Here is an 18257-nt window from a genome sequence, read left to right as displayed (position 1 = left end):
ACTAAAATACGCAAACATGAAACAACGGCTTTATGATTTCATCCCTGTCAAGCATCTATGCGTAGGGATGTCTTTATGTGGCATAGTGGCAGGTACCCAAACCGCTCAAGCTTCTCCCGTCTTCGGGCAATCATCGGGCTTAGAACTTCCGAGTCCCAGCATCTACCAACAAAGTACGAAACAGATTTCCGGTATCGTCAAAGACCAGGCGGGGATTCCTGTAATTGGTGCGAACGTGATCGTAAAAGGGACGACAAACGGAGTAATCACCGGGCTCGATGGAGATTTCCTACTGGAAGTTCCGGAAAACGCTACCTTAGAGATCAGTTATATCGGTTATATGACGCAAAGTATCCCGATAAACGGGAAAACGACCTTTAACATCATCCTAGAAGAAGATACGCAGAAATTGGATGAGGTAGTCGTACTCGGTTATGGAGCGGGGCAACGCAAACAAGATCTCTCCGCTTCCGTGGGCGTGCTGAACAACACGGAAGACTTGGTGGCCCGTCCGGTTACCTCTACCGAAAGTATGTTGCAAGGGCAGTTAGCGGGTGTTACCGTACAAGCGAACGGTGGAGACCCGACGGCTACACCCTCGATCGTGATTCGTGGACAGGGCTCACAGAATGGCGATAACGTATTATGGGTTGTTGACGGTGTTCCCGGCGCACCCATCGCCTCTATGAATGATATCGAGACGATTGTCGTCTTAAAAGATGCTGCCTCTGCCGCTATCTATGGAGCGCAATCCGGAGCCGGCGGTGTTATCTTGGTAACCACCAAGAAGGCGAAAGAGGGCAAGACCTCGTTGAGCTATGACGCGACTTTCGGTGTTCGTAAAGCTAGCAACGTAATCGAGCCGTTAAATGCGGAAGAGCAACTCGAGATGCGAAAACTGTCTTACGCAAATGCGGGGCTTACATTGCCAACCGGTTGGGATTTGACCAAGAACCCATGGGTAGGTACCACACGTACCAACTGGATGGACGAGATCTTCCGCACCGCTTTCTACCAACGCCATAACGTAGCCTTGAATGTTGGTTCCGAGAATGCCTCCAACCGTGTTTCATTTGCTTACGATAACGATGAAGGTGTATTGATCAATACTTTCAACAAGAACCTTTCACTTCGTTACAACGGTAAATTCAAACTGAACAAATGGGTGACTATCACCGAAGACGTGGTTTGGAAAAACAACGAAAGCCGTTCAAAAGATACCGACAGTGGTTATACGGGAGTTGTCGCGGCGGCTATGTATATGCCTGCCAGCGCTACGGTTTACAATCCGCTGGATGGTACTTACGGTGGAACAACGACCGAAGACCCGGATTACATCGCCAAATATGGCTCCAACTTCGCGGATATCCACGGAGACGCTGTCAATCCGGTTCGCTTGCTGGAAGCGGAAAACCGCTATGACCGAACCAGCGACATCTGGAGTACGACCAGTCTGGAACTAGCTAATATCGTTACCGGCTTGAAGTTCACGAGCCGTTTCACTTACAACCTGAAGAATAATCTATATAAGAACTTCAGCCCGATCCGTGACGAGGTGGGAAAACCCTCCTTGACAAATAATCTGGATGAAACGACTTACCGTGCAGACGCATGGAAAACGGAAAACACATTGACTTACGACAATACGTTTAATGACATGCACACCGTGGGTGTCTTACTATCCACTACGGCCGATCATTACAGCAAGCGAGGGCTAGAGGTCAATGGAAAAGATTTATCTGACGAATCCGCTTATTTACAATATCTATCCTATGCGAATTCCGTTTCCGCTACCGATTATTTGACCGGTCCTGACGCAAACGTATCCTTGATCGCCCGTCTGGCTTATTCCTTCAACGATCGTTACTTCGTTACAGCCTCTTGGCGTCGTGATTACGCAGGCCGTCTACCTAAAGATAATAACTATGGCGACTTCCCTGCCGTAACAGCCGGATGGAAAATCTCTAATGAATCTTTCTTCCCGAAGAGCGAGACACTGAATTTATTGAAGATCCGTGCTTCTTGGGGACGTGTCGGTAATCTGGGATCTATCGGTTACAATTACAAATCAGCTTTATTAGGTAAGAATTATTGGTCGGAGCAGGCACAGTACGGCGTAGAATCGAACAAGATTTGGGGAAACTTCGTCTATAACTCTACCGCATTAAATCCCAACTTAACATGGGAAACTTCCGAGCAATGGGACTTAGGTCTAGATGTGAACATGTTCGACAATCGCTTGAGCATGGCATTCGACTATTTCGACAAACGCACGTTCAACTTGATCCAGTCGCAAACGATGAACTGGCCGGGAACGATCGGTATCGATGCCATGTTAGTCAATCAAGGTGAAGTCCGCAACCGAGGTTTCGAGGCACAAATCAATTGGAACCAACAAGTAAATAAAGATTGGTCGTACTTCGTTTCCGGAAACTTCTCTTATCTAAAGAACTGGGTTTCTGATATTGGGGTAAAGAACGCAGACGGAATCCCGGGCGTTTGGACAGGTATCACCAAAAATGATGCATATTTCGATGGAAGTTATCGTAACCTTCCATATATGTATCAAACAGCCGAAGGAGAACCGCTGGCCTCTTTCTATCTGATCAAGACTGACGGCATTTTTCAAAGCGACGCAGAGGCAGCCGCTTATGTAAACAAAGACGGAAAACGAATCCAACCGGACGCTGTAGCCGGCGATTTGAAATTCGTCGATGCCAATGGTGATGGAGTTATCAATGATGAAGACCGTCAATACTGCGGTAGCGCTACACCTAAAACTACATTCTCATTCTCCGGAGGATTCACTTGGAAGAAGCTTTCCGTAAGCGCTATGTTCCAAGGCGTAGGTGGAGCACAAGCTTTATATGTAGGTAAATATATGGCCTTAAGCGATGTAGAAGGAAACTTCAACCGCTCAAAAGAGATCATGAACGCTTGGAGTCCGTCGAATACAGGGTCGAATATTCCACGCTTATCGAAAAACGACCCAAATAGCAACTTTAGCACACCGTCTGATTGGTATCTGGAGAATGCTTCTTACTTACGTTTGAAGAACTTCACCGTATCCTATGACTTGAGTGATGTTATCAGGAAATGCGCTCACCTGCAAGAACGCAACAGCATGATGTCTGTTTACCTTAGCGGTGAGAACCTCTTCACGATCACGAACTACTCAGGAATGGACCCGGAAACCGGCGGTTGGGATGCCTTGAAGTATCCGGTTTCACGCGTATTCTCTGTCGGAGTCAAATTGACATACTAATCGGGTATTTTAAAAGATATTCATATTAACAAAGGATCAAAATGAAAAGATATATTACAGTATTAGCATTATCCGCATTGGTTTGTAGTTCTTGTAGCGATTTCCTCGACGTTCAGCCGGAAGGAAACGCAACTACAACCTCCTATTTCTTGAATGATCAACAGGCCATTGATGCCATTGACGGATTATATGAAAGATTCCATCAAGAGGGTTGTTACGGCCGTGAATTATTCTGGGAACAGGGAGCCGCATGCGACATTGTTTGGGGACGTACACGCGGTTATAACTCTTTGGCGACCTTAGCCTATACCGGTGATGAATCTCCTCTAAGAGATGTATTCAGCCGTATGTATTCTACTATGTCCCGTGCGAATTGGATCATCCAAGAATTAGTGAAGAAAGAAAAGGGAACGACGCTGACCGCCGTCGAGAAACGCAGCTTGGGCGAAGCTTACTTCAGTCGCGGCTGGGCACATTATCTGATCGCTTATCGGTACGGTACGGATAAACAAGGAGTACCTTTCGTACGTTACGAGGACTTCCCCGACGATTACGACAACTCCATACCGCCTCAGCAAGCTACCGTTATGGACAATTATAAACTGATCATCGAAGATATGGACAAGGCAATCGCCTACCTTCCAAACTTCGAATCCTATGACGCCGACAACCGGGGCCGGGCACATCAGGCTGCTGCCGTGGCGTTCAAAGCGAAAACTTATGCTTACTGGGCTACTTGGGATGCTACCCAATGGAACAACGTCATCGAGATGGTCAATCAATTGGAGAACAACTACAATCGAGATCTAGCTCCTACATTCGCAGAACTATTCTCGTCTGACTTGAAAGATTATTGGAACGCCGAATATCTCTGGACTATTCCGAGTATCGGCGGCGCACTACCGGGCGGTACCGAATTCCCGGGCATTATCCTTGAGAACAAAGGATGGGGCAAATATAATGGTTGGGGACAGATGAAGCCCTCTTACGACATCTACGAAGAAATGGCGAAAGATGGTAAAGGCAATGACCGTTTAGTACGCTCAATCTTGGAATACAACCAAGAGTTCCCGTTCTTCGGCGAGACACGCAAATTCTGGTCTACCTCCGACCTTGAAGCTGGTTTCATGATCAATAAATACATGGACGCTTTCAAATACTCAGACCCTGTAGGTGAAGGAGCCGTGAGTGCTAACGGAGACTGGCCTACCGTCCGTGTCAATTTCCCGATCATCCGTTTCGCAGAAATGTTATTGTTCCGTGCCGAGGCATATTTAATGACAGGTCAAGCCGATAAAGCAACCGCAGACATCAACCGTATCCGCCTACGCTCCAACTTGACACCGCTTACCGGTACCGCCACGATGAAGGATCTATATCACGAACGCCGTTGTGAATTAGCCTTTGAGTTTACAGACCATCTATTCGACTTAAAGCGTTGGAGCCGTTCTTCCAATGCCGACATAAAGACATTGGCCGATAAAGAGTTGAACGCACATCCACGTATCCGCAGATATGAAGACCGGGCGAATCCGGAATCTGCGTTCACGATTATTGGTTACGAAGATTACACCAACAAAAACGCCTATCAAGCGCATATGATGGTATTCCCGTATCCAAGTGAAGAGATTACTAAATCGAATGGTCAATTGAAGCAGAACGAGGGATATTAACCGGCTCCTTTAAACCGATCAAGGTACGAATAAGATTCAATTACGGGCTGTCTCAGAAAATGAAACAGCCCGTGTTATTTTCTACCGGGTAAAAACGCATATCTCAAATAGGTAGCTTACCTTTGCCTATTGTATACTATATATTAAACAAAAAATATACCATGAGATTAATTCAAACGCTTTCTTCTTGCTTGTGTACAGGGATAATAGCCTTATTCACGGCCTGTAGCCAAGCACCACAATCCCCCATCGATTCCGTGAATCCGTTTATCGGCACGGGATTTCACGGACACACGTATCCCGGGGCCACGGCTCCTTACGGAGCGGTCCAACTAAGCCCGGACACCCGGAAAGGTAACTGGGACGCTTGTTCCGGTTATCATTACAGCGATTCTACCTTAATGGGTTTCTCCCATACCCATTTAAGCGGTACGGGATGTATCGACCTAGGCGATATCCTATTCCGCCCGTCTCTCCAGACACCTTTAGCGTTCTCGCACTCGGACGAGAAGGCTTCCCCGGGCTACTACTCGGTGAATCTCAAGGAGGCAGGTGTATTAGCGGAACTTACCACGACCCCGCATGTCGGGATACACCGATATACCTATAAAAAAGAGACAGAGGCTACGTTGGTGGTCGATATGGACCATTTATTGGATAACGAATATATATACGAAGGCTGGGTTAAGCAAACTGGGGAGAATGAGCTTACCGGTATGCGGCGTACCCGGGGCTGGGTAGACAATCAATATGTCTTCTTTGTAGCGCAGTTCTCGCAACCCTTCTCTTCCATGGAACAGCCTTCCGAACGGCAAGCCGTACTTACCTTCGATACGACTACCGGAAAGCCCATCGTCTGCAAAGTCGGGGTATCGATCGTAAATGAGGAGAACGCCCGTCTGAACCTTGAGCAAGAGACGGATTCCTATGGCTTTGATTTCGATGCCATCCATCAAGCGACACGTTCCGATTGGGAAAAAGAGCTGGACGTTATCACGGTAGAAGGAGGCACCGAAGCCGAGCGCACGAATTTCTACACGGCGCTATACCATAGCAAGATCATTCCGAATATAGCGAGCGACGTGAACGGACAATACCGCCGTCACGACATGAGCGTAGCGACGATCCCGGCAGGTCGCCGCCAATTCTCCACCTTCTCCACTTGGGACACCTTCCGGGCCTGGCATCCGATGATGACTCTGTTGGATACTACCTTGGTGAATGATATGGTACAGTCTCTCTTGGATATGTACGACGCCAGCGGCGAGCTTCCGTTATGGCCCTTATCGGCAGGCGAGACCGGAACCATGATCGGTTATCACTCCACATCGATTATAGCGGACGCTTATTTAAAAGGTATTCGCGGATATGACGCGGAACACGCTCTCGAAGCGATGAAGATCTCCGCTGAGAAGAATAAGAAAGGAGCGGATTATTATATAAAGGAAGGCTTCATCCCGACGAATATCAAGAAAGAATCGGTTTCCTGCCTATTGGAATTCGCCTACGATGATTGGTGTATCGCACAAATGGCGAAAGCTTTAGGACATATGGATGATTATGAGACGTTCATCAAGCGCTCCCAGAATTTTATCAACGTATTCGACGGTAGTACCCGGTTCTTCCGGGGCAAACGGCAGGATGGGAATTGGGAGACTCCTTTCGATCCATTCGCCATCGGACGTTCCTATACGGAGGCTACGGCCTGGCAATATCGTTTCTTTACCCCGCATGACGTATATGGATTGACCCAGTTGTTCGGAGGCCGGGAGGCGTTCATCGCTGATCTGGATAGCTTATTTATGGTTACCTCCGAGGTAGTCGGCGATCTGGTAGACGTTACCGGATTGGTCGGTCAATACGCGCATGGCAACGAGCCTAGCCACCACATGGCTTACCTATATAGCTATGTGGGCCAGCCCTGGAAGACACAGGAATGGACCCGTCGCTTGCTGGACGAGATGTACCAGCCCACGCCGGAAGGCATCATCGGCAATGAGGATTGCGGCCAGATGTCCGCTTGGTATATCTTGAGCAGCCTCGGCTTCTACTCCGTATGTCCGGGTAGCAACCAGTTTATCCTAACGACCCCGTTGTTCGATAAGGCGAACATGAAGCTGGGCAATGGCAAGACATTGGTCATTACCGCCAACCAGCCGGATAAGAACAAGTATATCACGAAGGTTACCTTAAACGGCGAGGAGATATCGCATTGCTACATCACCTACGACCAGTTGATGCAAGGGGGGACGCTGGACTTTACGCTCTCGGCGACACCGGACAAGCGTTGGGGAACCGCTCCCGAGTACGCTCCCTATTCCTATACGGAGCAACCTACCGTCTCTATCCCTTACATAGCGAATGATCTGGATTTATTTGAAGGTGAGATTACGGCGGAACTAAAATCCACGACACCCGAGGCGGTTATCCATTACACGCTTGACGGATCGGAACCGGATGAGAACGCTCCGGTATACAGCGAGCCATTCGTCTTAAAAGAGACCACGATTATCAAGGTCAAAGGATATAAAAAGGGATTCGTACCCAGCCGTACGTACTCGATCCAAGCGACAAAAGCCGTATTACGCCCCGCGTTATCCATACAGCCTACGAAGCATGGGGTAGCTTATACTTATTACGAAGGAGAGTTCCAATGGGTAGCCGATCTGCAAAAGGCGAAGGTGGTCGAGACCGGAACAATACCTGAGCCTTCTATCCTGAACGCTAAATTGCCGGATCATTTCGGTTATATCTTCACCGGATATATATACGCCCCGGAAGATGGAGTCTATGAGTTCAGTACCCGCTCGGATGACGGTAGCGTCCTCTATATCGGCAAAGAAAAGGTAGTGGACAATGATGCCTCCCACGCCGCCATCGACGCGACGGGACGCATCCCCTTACAAAAAGGCTACCACCCCTTCGCCTTGCATTATTTCGAGGATTACGAGGGTGAGTACCTAGGCTGGAGCTGGCGTACGCCAAGCATGTCCAAACTAGACGCGATCCCAACAGAGAACCTTTATATAAATTGATAATATTAAATACTGAATCATATGAGAAGAACAACTCTATCCGTGCTATCCGCCTTAGCCATCCTGCTATCCGGCATGATCGTTCCGGAGGCCGCGGCACAAAGTCGCCGAGACAAAGAACAAACGTATGTACTAGAGAAACCTTACGAGGTCAAGAAACTAGTCCCCCCTACCGGAAAGAAAATAAAGAACGTGATCCTCATGATCGGCGACGGCATGAGCCTTATGCACATGTATTCCGCTTGGACCGCCAACCGGGGCAAGCTCTGGCTAGACAACTCCCAATACACCGGCCTCTCGAAAACCTATTGCGCCAACCGCCTCATCACCGACTCCGGAGCCGGAGGTACCGCACTGGCCACCGGCCATAAAACGAACTACCATATGGTAGGCGTAGACCCGGAAGGCAAGCCCTTGGAATCTTTGGCTACCTTGGCGAATAAGAAAGGCCTGTCAAGCGGCATCGCCGTTACCTGTCGCCTATGGGACGCTACGCCCGCCGACTTCTGCTGCCACAATACGGATCGCGACGCCGAGGCCGAGATCGTAGCGGATTACGTGAACTGTGGCGTCGATTACGTATTCGGCGGCGGCTCCAAGCTATTCGAGAACCGTGCAGACGGACGTGATTTGTTCAAGGAATTAAGGGAGAAAGGTTACCAGACTCCCCGTAGCTGGGAGGAACTGGCGAAGATTCAAAAAGGCAAGGTATTCTGCGTTACCGATACCGTAGATACCCCGCTTCCCGCCGAGCGAGGCGATCTCTTGGCTCGTGCCTCGATGAAAGCGATCGATCTGCTGGGACAAAACCCGGAAGGTTTCTTCCTGATGGTAGAGGGCTCCCAATTGGATGATTACGGACATTTCAACGATATCGACCTGTTGATGCAAGAGACACATGATTTCGACCGTACGATCGGACGTATCTTCGAATGGGCCGCCCAAGACGGTGAGACATTGGTTGTCGTAACCGCCGATCACGAGACCGGTGGCCTTACCTTGGTGGACGGGGATCTGAACGAGGGCCGTATCGTTTGTAAATTCTCCACCGGAGGGCATAGCGGCGTGATGGTTCCCGTTTATGCTTTCGGCCCGGGCGCCGAGAACTTCACGGGTATCTTCGAGAATACGGATATCTTCTGGAAGATCAAAAAGCTCCTGAACCTATAATCAAACAGTATTCATCCGATGGAGAGTATAACAGGGCTATCCCGCTAGTCAAGTACCGCAGTACTTTGGCTGAGAGGACAGCGGTACTTGACTAGCAGGACAGCAGTACTTGACTAGCAGTACTACGGTACCCGACCGGGAGGACCGTGTTCACCGACTGAGGCACACCTTCTCCCTCTCTCCCCCAATAAAAATATCATAAGGAATGACAACAAGACGAAACTTCTTAAAGCAATCCCTTCTCGCAGCAGGTGCGGCCTCCGTTCCCGCCGGGAACCTTTTAGCGCAAGAGAAAATGGAAGAGAAACGCCCCAAGTACAATCTTCCTTACAAGAACACCTACCTGAAGGAACCCTTCGTGACCGAGAACGAGTTCCGGACGGCGAAACCGGAGACCATCACGCCCGGAACCTTCGAGGAGGCCAAGCAAATCCTCCCGGACCCGACTTGGAGCGGACACGAGAAGGAAATCGAGATGTACTGGAAGGCTTGGCAAATCGGCATCGGCAACATCAAGGCCCCGGAACCGGATTCCGGTTTCGTATGCAGCTACCTCGATGTCGCCTACAACGGCAATATCTTCATGTGGGACTCCGCCTTCATGATGATGTTCGCCCGTTTCGGTACCCGCTTCTTCCCCTTCCAACGTACGTTAGATAATTTCTACGCCAAACAACATCCGGACGGTTTCATCTGCCGGGAGATCAAGGCGGACGGAGCGGACTGTTTCGAGCGTTACGATCCGACCAGCACCGGACCGAATATCCTCCCTTGGAGTGAGATCGTCTATTATAAGCAGTTCGGCGATATAGACCGCCTACACAAGATATTCCCCGCCCTTTGCGCTTATTATAAATGGTTGAAGCTAAACCATACGTGGCGCAACGGTACGTATTGGACCAGCGGTTGGGGTACCGGCATGGACAACATGCCCCGGGTGGAACCGAAATACAACCCGATATACAGCCACGGCCATATGATCTGGCTGGACGTTTGCTTGCAACAATACTTCACCGCCGGGCATCTGCTTGAGATGGGTTTCTATCTGGAGCGTTGGCAGGAGATCGAGGAGTTCGAGGACGAGCAGAAGATGCTAAAGAAGTATATCAACGAGAACCTATGGGACGAGAAGGAGCATTTCCTTTTCGATCAATACGCCGACGGAAGCCTTTCCTCCACCAAGGGAATCTACGCATACTGGGCCTTATTGACCGATGTCCTGTCCAAGGAACGCATGGATGCTTTCGTGGCCGAGCTGGATAACAAGGAGACATTCAACCGCCTGCACCGCGTCCCTTCCCTTGCCGCCAACCATCCTAAATACAAGGATAACGGCCGCTACTGGCAGGGTGGCGTATGGCCGGGAGCGAACTATATGGTGATTACCGGCCTATTGCAACAAGGCTATCGTAAATTGGCTTACGAGATCGCACGCAACCATTATGATAACGTCCTGAAGGTGTATAAGAATACCGGTACGTTCTGGGAATACTACGCTCCGGAACATGAGGAGCCGGGCTTCATGGCTCGCCCGAATTTCGTGGGCTGGGGCGGACTGGCACCGATCTCCGGCTTGATCGAGCAAATCTTCGGCATCCGCTCCAATGTGTACGAGAAGAAATTGACCGTAGACGTGAACTTGACCGAGGCTTATGGCATCGACCGTTATCCTTTCGGCCTCGACGGGCTGGTAGCGATCAAAGTCAAGGCCCGCTCTTCCGCTACCCAAGAGCCGCAGGTAGAAATTACCAGCGACGTCCCCTTGGAACTAACCGTCCTTTGGGGCGACAAACAGAAGACGGCTAACGTAAAACCCGGCACGCAAACCATATAAAACAGTAAATCTACAACTAGACTCAAAAAACAATTAGTATATGAAACAGATTCTATCCTTATTTATCACCTCCCTCGCCCTCTGTACGGCTTGCTCCTCCCCGAAGGGATCGGACACAGTTCAAGTGGCGGAGACAACCACGGAGCAGACGATTCAGAAAGCCTCCTCCGCAATTCATTACAACGCCTTCTCGCACAATGATTACTGGCGGGAGAGACCTCTGCTGGACGCCTTGTCCTTCCGCTTCAACTGCGTGGAGGCCGATCTGTGGCTGATCGATGACGAGCTATACGTTTCCCATGACCGCCCGGAACCCAATCCGGCCATTACCTTCGAGAACCTATACCTCAAGCCGCTCGTGGCCCGCATACAAGCGAATGGAGGTAAGGTCTATCCCGATAGCGATCGTCCTTTCTACCTGATGGTGGATTGCAAGGCACAAGGCGAAAAGATGTACAAGCTATTAAAGAAACAGATGGAACCTTACAAGGAATATTTCTGTTCCGTCGATAACGGCGAATATAAAGAAGGTGCCGTCCTCTTCTTCCTTTCCGGTGACCGTCCGAAGAGCAGCCTGCCGAAAGAGAACAGCCGCTTCACCTTCCTCGACGGACAAATAAAGGATCTGGGACAGGGCATCCCTGCTTCCCTCGCTCCGGTCATAAGCGATAATTACTCCGATTTCTTCACTTGGAAAGGTGAAGGCGAGATGCCCGCCGACCAACTACAGAAGATGCGTGAGATCATCCGGAAAGTCCACGATGAGGGAAAACTATTCCGTTGGTGGGGCGCCCCGGATACCGAGCAGTTCAAACGCTTCTTCATCAAGGAAGGCGTAGACTTGGTGGGTGCCGATGATCTGAATGGGTTATACAACGTATTGAACGAGCGTTAAACGAGAAAATTACAATAGGCATTATAAGGTTGTTACAATGGGCATTCTAGCATCCTTACAACAGGCATCGTAACAGCCTTATAATGCCCATCATAGTTTTAACATATCACAACCGCTTTTATTCCAACCAAGGCTGCGGATTCAGCTTCGTCTTTTCCTTCCACAATTGGAAATGGAGGATCGTGGAATTACCGTCCTCCGGATCCGAATAGATCCTTCCGATCGCTTGACGGGTAGAGACCCGGTCGCCTGCTTTTACATATACCTGACTCAAATTGCTATAAACCGTCAAGTAGTTACCATGACGAACGATTACGGAATTATTATACCCCGGCACCACGAACACACGCGTTACCTCCCCATTGAATACCGCACGGGCATCCGCCCCGGGTGAGGTCTGGATATCGATACCACTATTACTGGTACGAACATATTTCAACTCCTGATGCTGTTGCTCGCCGAATGTAGAGACGATCGTATGTCTTCCGGCCACCGGATACGGCAAACGTCCCCGGTTATTGGCGAAGTTATCGGACAATTGCTTCTCCGCCTTTGTCATCGCATAGCCCCCTTTCGTATCCGCCACACGTTCCTCACGGATCGGCTCGTTTTTACTCTCCGGTACGGGTTTACCCTTAGCGGCAGCTTGTTCACGGGCACGACGCTCACGTTCCGCACGTTCACGGGCGGCTTTCGCCTCGGCCTCGGCACGGGCGATCTCCTCGGCGATCTGCTTCTCTATCTGTCGGTTTAAAGCCTCGGCTTGACGACGCTTCTTTTGGAGATCCGCCTTCAAATCCTTTTGTCTCTTATTCAATAGCTGGACTTCCTCTTTCTGAGAAGCTTCCTCACTTTCTAGCTTCTTACTCTCTTCTTGACGAGTTCCTAAAAGGACACGCTTCTCGGCACGGGTCTTCTCCATCTCAGCTTGCTTGCGGCTGATCTCGGCCTGCTTTTCAACGATGTCATTCGCTTGCCGCTTCTGCCAATCCGCATATTCCCGCAAATACCGCATACGCCGCATGGATTGAGAGAAACTTTCGGCGGATAGGATAAACAACAATTTATCTTGCGAGCTATGGCGTTTATAAAGCCCTCGCATCGATTTACCGTAATTCGTCTGCTTATCGCCCAGTTCCCGTTTTAAGGTGCGCAACTGGCCTTGGATATTCAAGATATCTTTCTCGATCTCATCCAGCTCTTGATTCAATAAACTGATGACTTTCTTACGCGAAAGAATTTGTTTGGAAAGTAGATTCAAACGGTTCAGGGAAGTTTTAGCAGTCTGGGCCGTCTCTTGTAATAATTTATTCGTCTCCTCGATATCGGCCAACGCCTCCTTGCGCTGCTGCTCCAACTGACGGACAGCAGCGGATTTCTGACCGTAAACCACGGTAGATAAAGACAATGCCAATAGAACGATCCAGACGTACCTCATGATAGATTATTGATTCAGATTCGTAATCGTTTTCAATACTTGCGCAAAGGTAATACGCTTATATTTAGAAGGAACCGAAAAATCCAACTTGAGCGGCTCGTCCAGTTGGATACGGGAGTAATGGATCTTCACCCCACCCTCGGGATTCCCGTTCTTCAACACCTGCACATCCATCAACATCGGGAACGGCTGCCGATCCACCAAGCGAAAATCCTCGTACAGCCATTGCAAGGCATAACGATCGGAAGGGTCCGCTACATAGGTAGAGAGAAGTTTCTCCTCGCCGTCCGCCTTAAAGGTATAGAATAGCCCCATGGCATCCTTCGTCTTGATCTCGGCGACCGGACCTTCTTGATTCAGCTTAAACCGATTATAATGCTTACGGGAAACGCCTTGTTCCCCCGGGATAAACAGATGATTCGTGAAAAGAGCCTGCAAATTATAGAAGTTGAACTCGATCGGAGTCTGTCCTTGCAAATTGGAATAATTCTCGATCATATAGCGTTTATTCATGCGGTCTACCACCTTGATCGTATCCCGGCTCAACTCGATACGGAAGATCTCGATCCCGAGAAATGGCTGTACCGACAGCTGGAAAGCGCTATCCTTGACCATCTTCATATCCACCCGAGAGCTCATTTGCTTACCGGGGATATCCAGATCCACGTTCAGCCGAGCCGTCAAGGTACGGAACTGGAAGGATTGATCCTCCACCGACTGGAAGAACTCATTATGAGCCTTCACGCTAGCGGATTCCACCGTCCCGACTTTCTTGGACGATTTACAGCCTGTCAACATCGAAAGTAAAAGACCTCCACATAACAGGAAGGTCAAGAAATAGTCTCTTTTCATTTCGCGTTCTCGTCTTCTATATATTGTTGCTCGGCGATCTTACGGTTCAAGATCTCGGAATCCTTCCCCATCTCTTTCGCCTTTTTCCATTGCTCCACCGCTTTTTCCTTATCACCGTTCATGAAAAGGATGTCCCCATAATGATCCACGAGTTCGGCGCTCTTTGTCTTATCTTTCTCCAAAGCGCTCTCGATATAGATTTTCGCCAAGGTATAGTTTCCTTGTACGAAGAAGATCCAAGCGTAGGTATCCAGATACGTGGCGTTGTCCGGTTCCAGCTTGATACATTGGGCGCTCATACGCTCCGCCTTCTTCAAGTCTTTCTTCTCCAAGGAAAGGAAGTAACTGTAGTTGTTCAGTACGACCACGTTCTTGTCATTGTACTTCAATGCCTCATCGTACGCTTTATACGCTTGATCCAATTGCCCCATCTGGTAATAAATATCACCGATCTGGCCGTAGAAATCCGATTTCAGCGGCAGGTTCTCCTTCGGAATGATATTCAAGCCCGCATAATAGGTATTCAAGGCTTCTTGATATTTCTGTTGTTGGTAGTAAGCGATACCCAGATAGAAGTAATATTCCGGCGACTCGGGGAAAAGCTCCATACAAGCCGTACAGATACGGATGACCTCCGGGATATCCTCCCCTTTCAAAGCCAGATTCAGCAATTGCTGCCAAGCCCCGGCGTTACCCGGTTCCATCTCTGTTACCAACTGGAACTGGAATTTCGCCTCCTCTGTCTTTCCTTGGGCCATCAAGAGACCGCCATACATCAGTTTTAAGTCGATATCCTCCGGATGTTGCTCCAAAAGAGTTTGGAATAAATGGTTCGCGTTCTCAGTTCCTTGCTTCGTTTGTTGCAGTTTCAAGATATACCGGGAAAGGATGTTCACTTTCGTCTCCACGTCCAGCTTCTCGTTTACCAAAGCGCTGCGGATTTGTTGCTCGGCGGCCTCCTTATCCCCTTTCGCCTCGTAGTAATTGGCCATAGAGACGATATAATAAGGGTCGGTCGGATCAATCTCATTCGCTTTTTGATAGCAAGCCAAAGCCTTGTCCATCTCCCCGTTTTCCAAATGAAGATCGCCCAATACGATCTGGTAACGGGCCTCCATAGGATATTTAGCCGCTAGCTTCTCGATCTCCTTGAAAGCCTCTTCCGGTTTCTCCAACTGGACGTACAGTTTGTATTTCTGCATGGAGATCGCCTCGTTCATACCCATAACCGACTCCAATGCGTCATAAGCCTCGATCGCCTTCCCGATCTCGCCGGCTTGCGTCAAGGCATCGGCCAGATAATAATTCAACTCCTCCTTCTCCGGATAATCACGAACCAATTCCTCGTACTCCTCGGCGGCTTCGCCATACATACCCAGATTCCGGATGATAGACGCCAATGCCATTTTATACGTGAAATTATCCTTGCTGTTGGCTACGGCTCTTTTCAACATCTCGACCGCTTTCTCTGGACGGTTCAGCTGCACATAAAAAGAAGAAAGCTCATACAAGACCGGAGCCGCCGTCGAGTCAATCGCCAAGCAATGGTTGAAGGCATCATAAGCGGCGTCGAATTTCCCGGCGTTCTTCAAGTTCAAGCCCTCATAAAAGAAGTAATCGAATTTACGTTGATCCTTCTCCGTTTCTGTAGCACCAGCCGGGAGCACAGCGACCAACGAGAGGAAAGAGATGAGATATATCAGTTGCTTAAACATCCTATTATTCTTGTTAACCTTATTATTCTTATTCTTTTCCGGTATGACCGAATCCCCCGGCTCCCCGCTCGGTATCATCCAACGTCTCCACGGGCTCCCAATCCACATGGCTATGAGCGGCTATAACCATTTGGCAGATACGCTCACCATCATTCACCGTAAAAGGCTCGGAAGATAGATTCACGAGAATGATACCGATCTCCCCCCGATAATCGGCGTCGATCGTACCCGGCGTATTCAGCAGGGTTATCCCATGCTTTAAAGCCAGCCCGCTACGAGGACGCATCTGGGCCTCATAGCCTTCCGGCAGCGAGATATAAAGTCCGGTCGGGATTAATTTACGTTCCAACGGTTTCAACACAACCGATTCCGACAAATTCGCCCGGATATCCATCCCGGCAGATAAAGGAGTCGCATAACCCGGCAGCGGGTGATGCGATTTATTGATAATTCTTACTTTCATACTTGCAAAGATAAACAAATTGTCAATAGTCAATCAATTAACCCAATCCCCGTTCTCTTTTATTAACTGAACTAAACGTTCTACAGCGTCTTCCTCGGGGATATTCTTGAGGACACATTCCTTACCTTTATACAGGCTGATTTGTCCACGTCCGGCACCCACATAACCATAGTCGGCATCGGCCATCTCGCCGGGGCCGTTTACGATACAGCCCATGATACCGATCTTCAAGCCTTTTAAATGGGAAGTAGCCTCCTTGATACGGGCGATCGTTGTTTGCAGGTCGTACAAGGTACGTCCGCAACTCGGACAAGAGATATATTCCGTCTTACTGATACGGGTTCTTGTAGCCTGCAAGATCCCGAACATACAGCGATCCGAGACAACCGCCTCGCATCCCTCATTGTGCAGCATCAAGCCATCCCCGAAACCATCCAGCAAAAGCGTACCGAAATCGGCGGCGGATTTCAGTTGCAACAACTCCACATCCGTCTCCCAGAAATCACGATGCAAGACAACCGGCACGTCACAACCCGCCATCAGCAATTTATGCATAGCCGCACGTTGCGAGCCAACCCCATTCCGATGATGTGTACTTAATAAAACCACCACGGTCTTATCCGCTTTCAAGATCTCCAACATACGATCCGTAAGATCCATATACGTCAGACGGATAAACTTAAGCGGACAATCGTAATCCTTTAACTCCTCCGCCTCCGAGGCGATGAAGCAAGGAAAAGCATTCGGACGCTCTTTCCAAAAATGAGCGTCTACCAATAAACGGAAATTATCCGGCAAATTATCCGGATCTTCCTTTCCTATATATATATAGTCCGGCAAGGACAAATGATCAAACTCAAAATCCCCGCTACTACGATCGGAGATCACGACTGGCGGGAAAGTACCTCCGATACCCTCCACCACACGGCTTATACGACGGCATGTCGCCACCGTATCGAAACCGGGAGCCATCGAAGCCTCGATAGGACGATGATTTTCCCGTTCCCTAATATAATCCACCAATTTACGCGCTACCGGCATTTCCGCCTCGGGGTCCTCACTCAAGGAAACCCGGATCGTATCACCGATACCGTCACATAGAAGCGTACCGATTCCGACAGCGCTCTTGATACGCCCGTCCTCACCGTCACCCGCCTCCGTTACCCCAAGGTGCAAGGGGTAATGCATATTCTCGGCCTCCATCGTACGAATTAACAGCCGCACGGTCCTTACCATGACAACGGTATTGGAAGCCTTAATCGAAATAACCACATCCGGGAAATTCTCCTCCCGGCAAATGCGAAGAAACTCCATACAACTCGCTACCATCCCCTCGGGCGTATCACCATAACGGCTCATGATACGATCGGAGAGCGAGCCATGATTCACACCGATACGAATAGCGGTGCCATGTGCCTTACAAATATTCAAGAAAGGGGCGAACCGCTCACGGATCTTCTCGATCTCGGCGGCATATTCCTCATCCGTATATTCAAGATGGCTGAATGTCTTTACCTTATCTACATAGTTTCCCGGATTGATACGTACCTTTTCCACCTCACCGGCGGCGGCATCAGCCGCTCTAGGATTAAAATGGATATCAGCGACCAAAGGAGTCGTATACCCTTGCTCATTCAATTGTTTACGAATCTCGCCCAAGTTTCGGGCTTCCCGTTCCCCCTGTGCCGTAAAACGCACATACTCAGCTCCCGCCTCGATCATACGGATCGCTTGAGCTACCGCCGCCTCCGTATCCATCGTTGATACATTAGCCATGGATTGAATACGGATAGGATTCTCACCTCCCATGGGTGTGTCACCGATTTGGGCAACGGATGATTTACGGCGGTTGTAATTAAAGTAAGCCATTGTTAATTGAAAATTGAGAATTGAAAATTGAGAATGAGTGTTGAGAAC

Annotated in this window: 11 protein-coding genes; 6 read left to right on the top strand and 5 right to left on the bottom strand. The window is 49.3% G+C overall.

Going from position 1 to position 18257, the window contains the following annotated elements; translation table 11 throughout:
- The first annotated feature begins 16 nt into the window (after window positions 1-16).
- The 6 genes from D7V92_RS16035 (at window position 17) to D7V92_RS16010 (ending at window position 11872) form a co-directional block, all read left to right on the top strand.
- Entirely contained in the window at window positions 17-3265 is a 3249-nt protein-coding gene (locus D7V92_RS16035) for a TonB-dependent receptor (protein WP_199718912.1), read from the top strand.
- Between the two features lie 41 nt (window positions 3266-3306).
- The gene (locus D7V92_RS16030) at window positions 3307-4938 is read left to right on the top strand and encodes a RagB/SusD family nutrient uptake outer membrane protein (protein WP_121773298.1); all 1632 of its coding nucleotides are present in this window, start codon (window positions 3307-3309) and stop codon (window positions 4936-4938) included.
- A 161-nt stretch (window positions 4939-5099) separates the two neighbouring features.
- Entirely contained in the window at window positions 5100-7973 is a 2874-nt protein-coding gene (locus D7V92_RS16025) for a GH92 family glycosyl hydrolase (RefSeq protein WP_121773297.1), read from the top strand.
- Between the two features lie 21 nt (window positions 7974-7994).
- Window positions 7995-9143, top strand: a complete 1149-nt coding sequence (locus D7V92_RS16020; RefSeq protein ID WP_005860025.1) for an alkaline phosphatase — start codon at window positions 7995-7997, stop codon at window positions 9141-9143.
- Window positions 9144-9348: 205 nt separating this feature from the next.
- The gene (locus D7V92_RS16015) at window positions 9349-10977 is read left to right on the top strand and encodes a trehalase family glycosidase (protein WP_121773296.1); all 1629 of its coding nucleotides are present in this window, start codon (window positions 9349-9351) and stop codon (window positions 10975-10977) included.
- Window positions 10978-11017: 40 nt separating this feature from the next.
- Window positions 11018-11872 carry a phosphatidylinositol-specific phospholipase C/glycerophosphodiester phosphodiesterase family protein gene (locus D7V92_RS16010; protein WP_121773295.1) on the top strand — a complete coding sequence of 285 codons (855 nt, stop codon included), beginning with the start codon at window positions 11018-11020 and terminating at the stop codon, window positions 11870-11872.
- Between the two features lie 118 nt (window positions 11873-11990).
- Here D7V92_RS16010 and D7V92_RS16005 read toward each other — a convergent pair whose 3' ends face one another.
- From D7V92_RS16005 to D7V92_RS15985, 5 genes are read right to left on the bottom strand one after another with little or no spacing between them, the layout of a single operon-like run.
- Window positions 11991-13310, bottom strand: a complete 1320-nt coding sequence (locus tag D7V92_RS16005) for a murein hydrolase activator EnvC (protein WP_044545170.1) — start codon at window positions 13308-13310, stop codon at window positions 11991-11993.
- A 6-nt stretch (window positions 13311-13316) separates the two neighbouring features.
- Window positions 13317-14162: a DUF4292 domain-containing protein gene (locus D7V92_RS16000; protein ID WP_005860032.1), complete on the bottom strand. Its 846-nt coding sequence runs from the start codon at window positions 14160-14162 to the stop codon at window positions 13317-13319.
- Window positions 14159-15877, bottom strand: a complete 1719-nt coding sequence (locus D7V92_RS15995) for a tetratricopeptide repeat protein (protein ID WP_121773294.1) — start codon at window positions 15875-15877, stop codon at window positions 14159-14161. The genes D7V92_RS16000 and D7V92_RS15995 overlap by 4 nt, the downstream gene beginning before the upstream one ends.
- A 28-nt stretch (window positions 15878-15905) precedes the next feature.
- Window positions 15906-16340, bottom strand: a complete 435-nt coding sequence (dut, locus tag D7V92_RS15990) for a dUTP diphosphatase (RefSeq protein ID WP_005860037.1) — start codon at window positions 16338-16340, stop codon at window positions 15906-15908.
- A 33-nt stretch (window positions 16341-16373) separates the two neighbouring features.
- Complete coding sequence (locus D7V92_RS15985; protein WP_121773293.1) at window positions 16374-18209, bottom strand: 4-hydroxy-3-methylbut-2-en-1-yl diphosphate synthase; 1836 nt, start codon at window positions 18207-18209, stop codon at window positions 16374-16376.
- Window positions 18210-18257: the final 48 nt, after the last annotated feature.

The sequence above is a fragment of the Parabacteroides sp. CH2-D42-20 genome (genome assembly GCF_003670185.1).
GTDB lineage: Bacteria > Bacteroidota > Bacteroidia > Bacteroidales > Tannerellaceae > Parabacteroides > Parabacteroides distasonis.
Note: the sequence above shows the minus strand (reverse complement) of the source record. Positions and strands in the feature narration are given on the sequence as shown.

Bases quoted from the DNA above. Each gene is read 5' to 3' on its own strand.
- dut (WP_005860037.1), bottom strand. From the start codon at position 16,340: ATGAAAGTAAGAATTATCAATAAATCGCATCACCCGCTGCCGGGTTAT.
- D7V92_RS16035 (WP_199718912.1), top strand. From the start codon at position 17: ATGAAACAACGGCTTTATGATTTCATCCCTGTCAAGCATCTATGCGTA.
- D7V92_RS16025 (WP_121773297.1), top strand. From the start codon at position 5,100: ATGAGATTAATTCAAACGCTTTCTTCTTGCTTGTGTACAGGGATAATA.
- D7V92_RS16010 (WP_121773295.1), top strand. From the start codon at position 11,018: ATGAAACAGATTCTATCCTTATTTATCACCTCCCTCGCCCTCTGTACG.
- D7V92_RS16030 (WP_121773298.1), top strand. From the start codon at position 3,307: ATGAAAAGATATATTACAGTATTAGCATTATCCGCATTGGTTTGTAGT.
- D7V92_RS16015 (WP_121773296.1), top strand. From the start codon at position 9,349: ATGACAACAAGACGAAACTTCTTAAAGCAATCCCTTCTCGCAGCAGGT.
- D7V92_RS16020 (WP_005860025.1), top strand. From the start codon at position 7,995: ATGAGAAGAACAACTCTATCCGTGCTATCCGCCTTAGCCATCCTGCTA.
- D7V92_RS16000 (WP_005860032.1), bottom strand. From the start codon at position 14,162: ATGAAAAGAGACTATTTCTTGACCTTCCTGTTATGTGGAGGTCTTTTA.
- D7V92_RS15985 (WP_121773293.1), bottom strand. From the start codon at position 18,209: ATGGCTTACTTTAATTACAACCGCCGTAAATCATCCGTTGCCCAAATC.
- D7V92_RS16005 (WP_044545170.1), bottom strand. From the start codon at position 13,310: ATGAGGTACGTCTGGATCGTTCTATTGGCATTGTCTTTATCTACCGTG.
- D7V92_RS15995 (WP_121773294.1), bottom strand. From the start codon at position 15,877: ATGTTTAAGCAACTGATATATCTCATCTCTTTCCTCTCGTTGGTCGCT.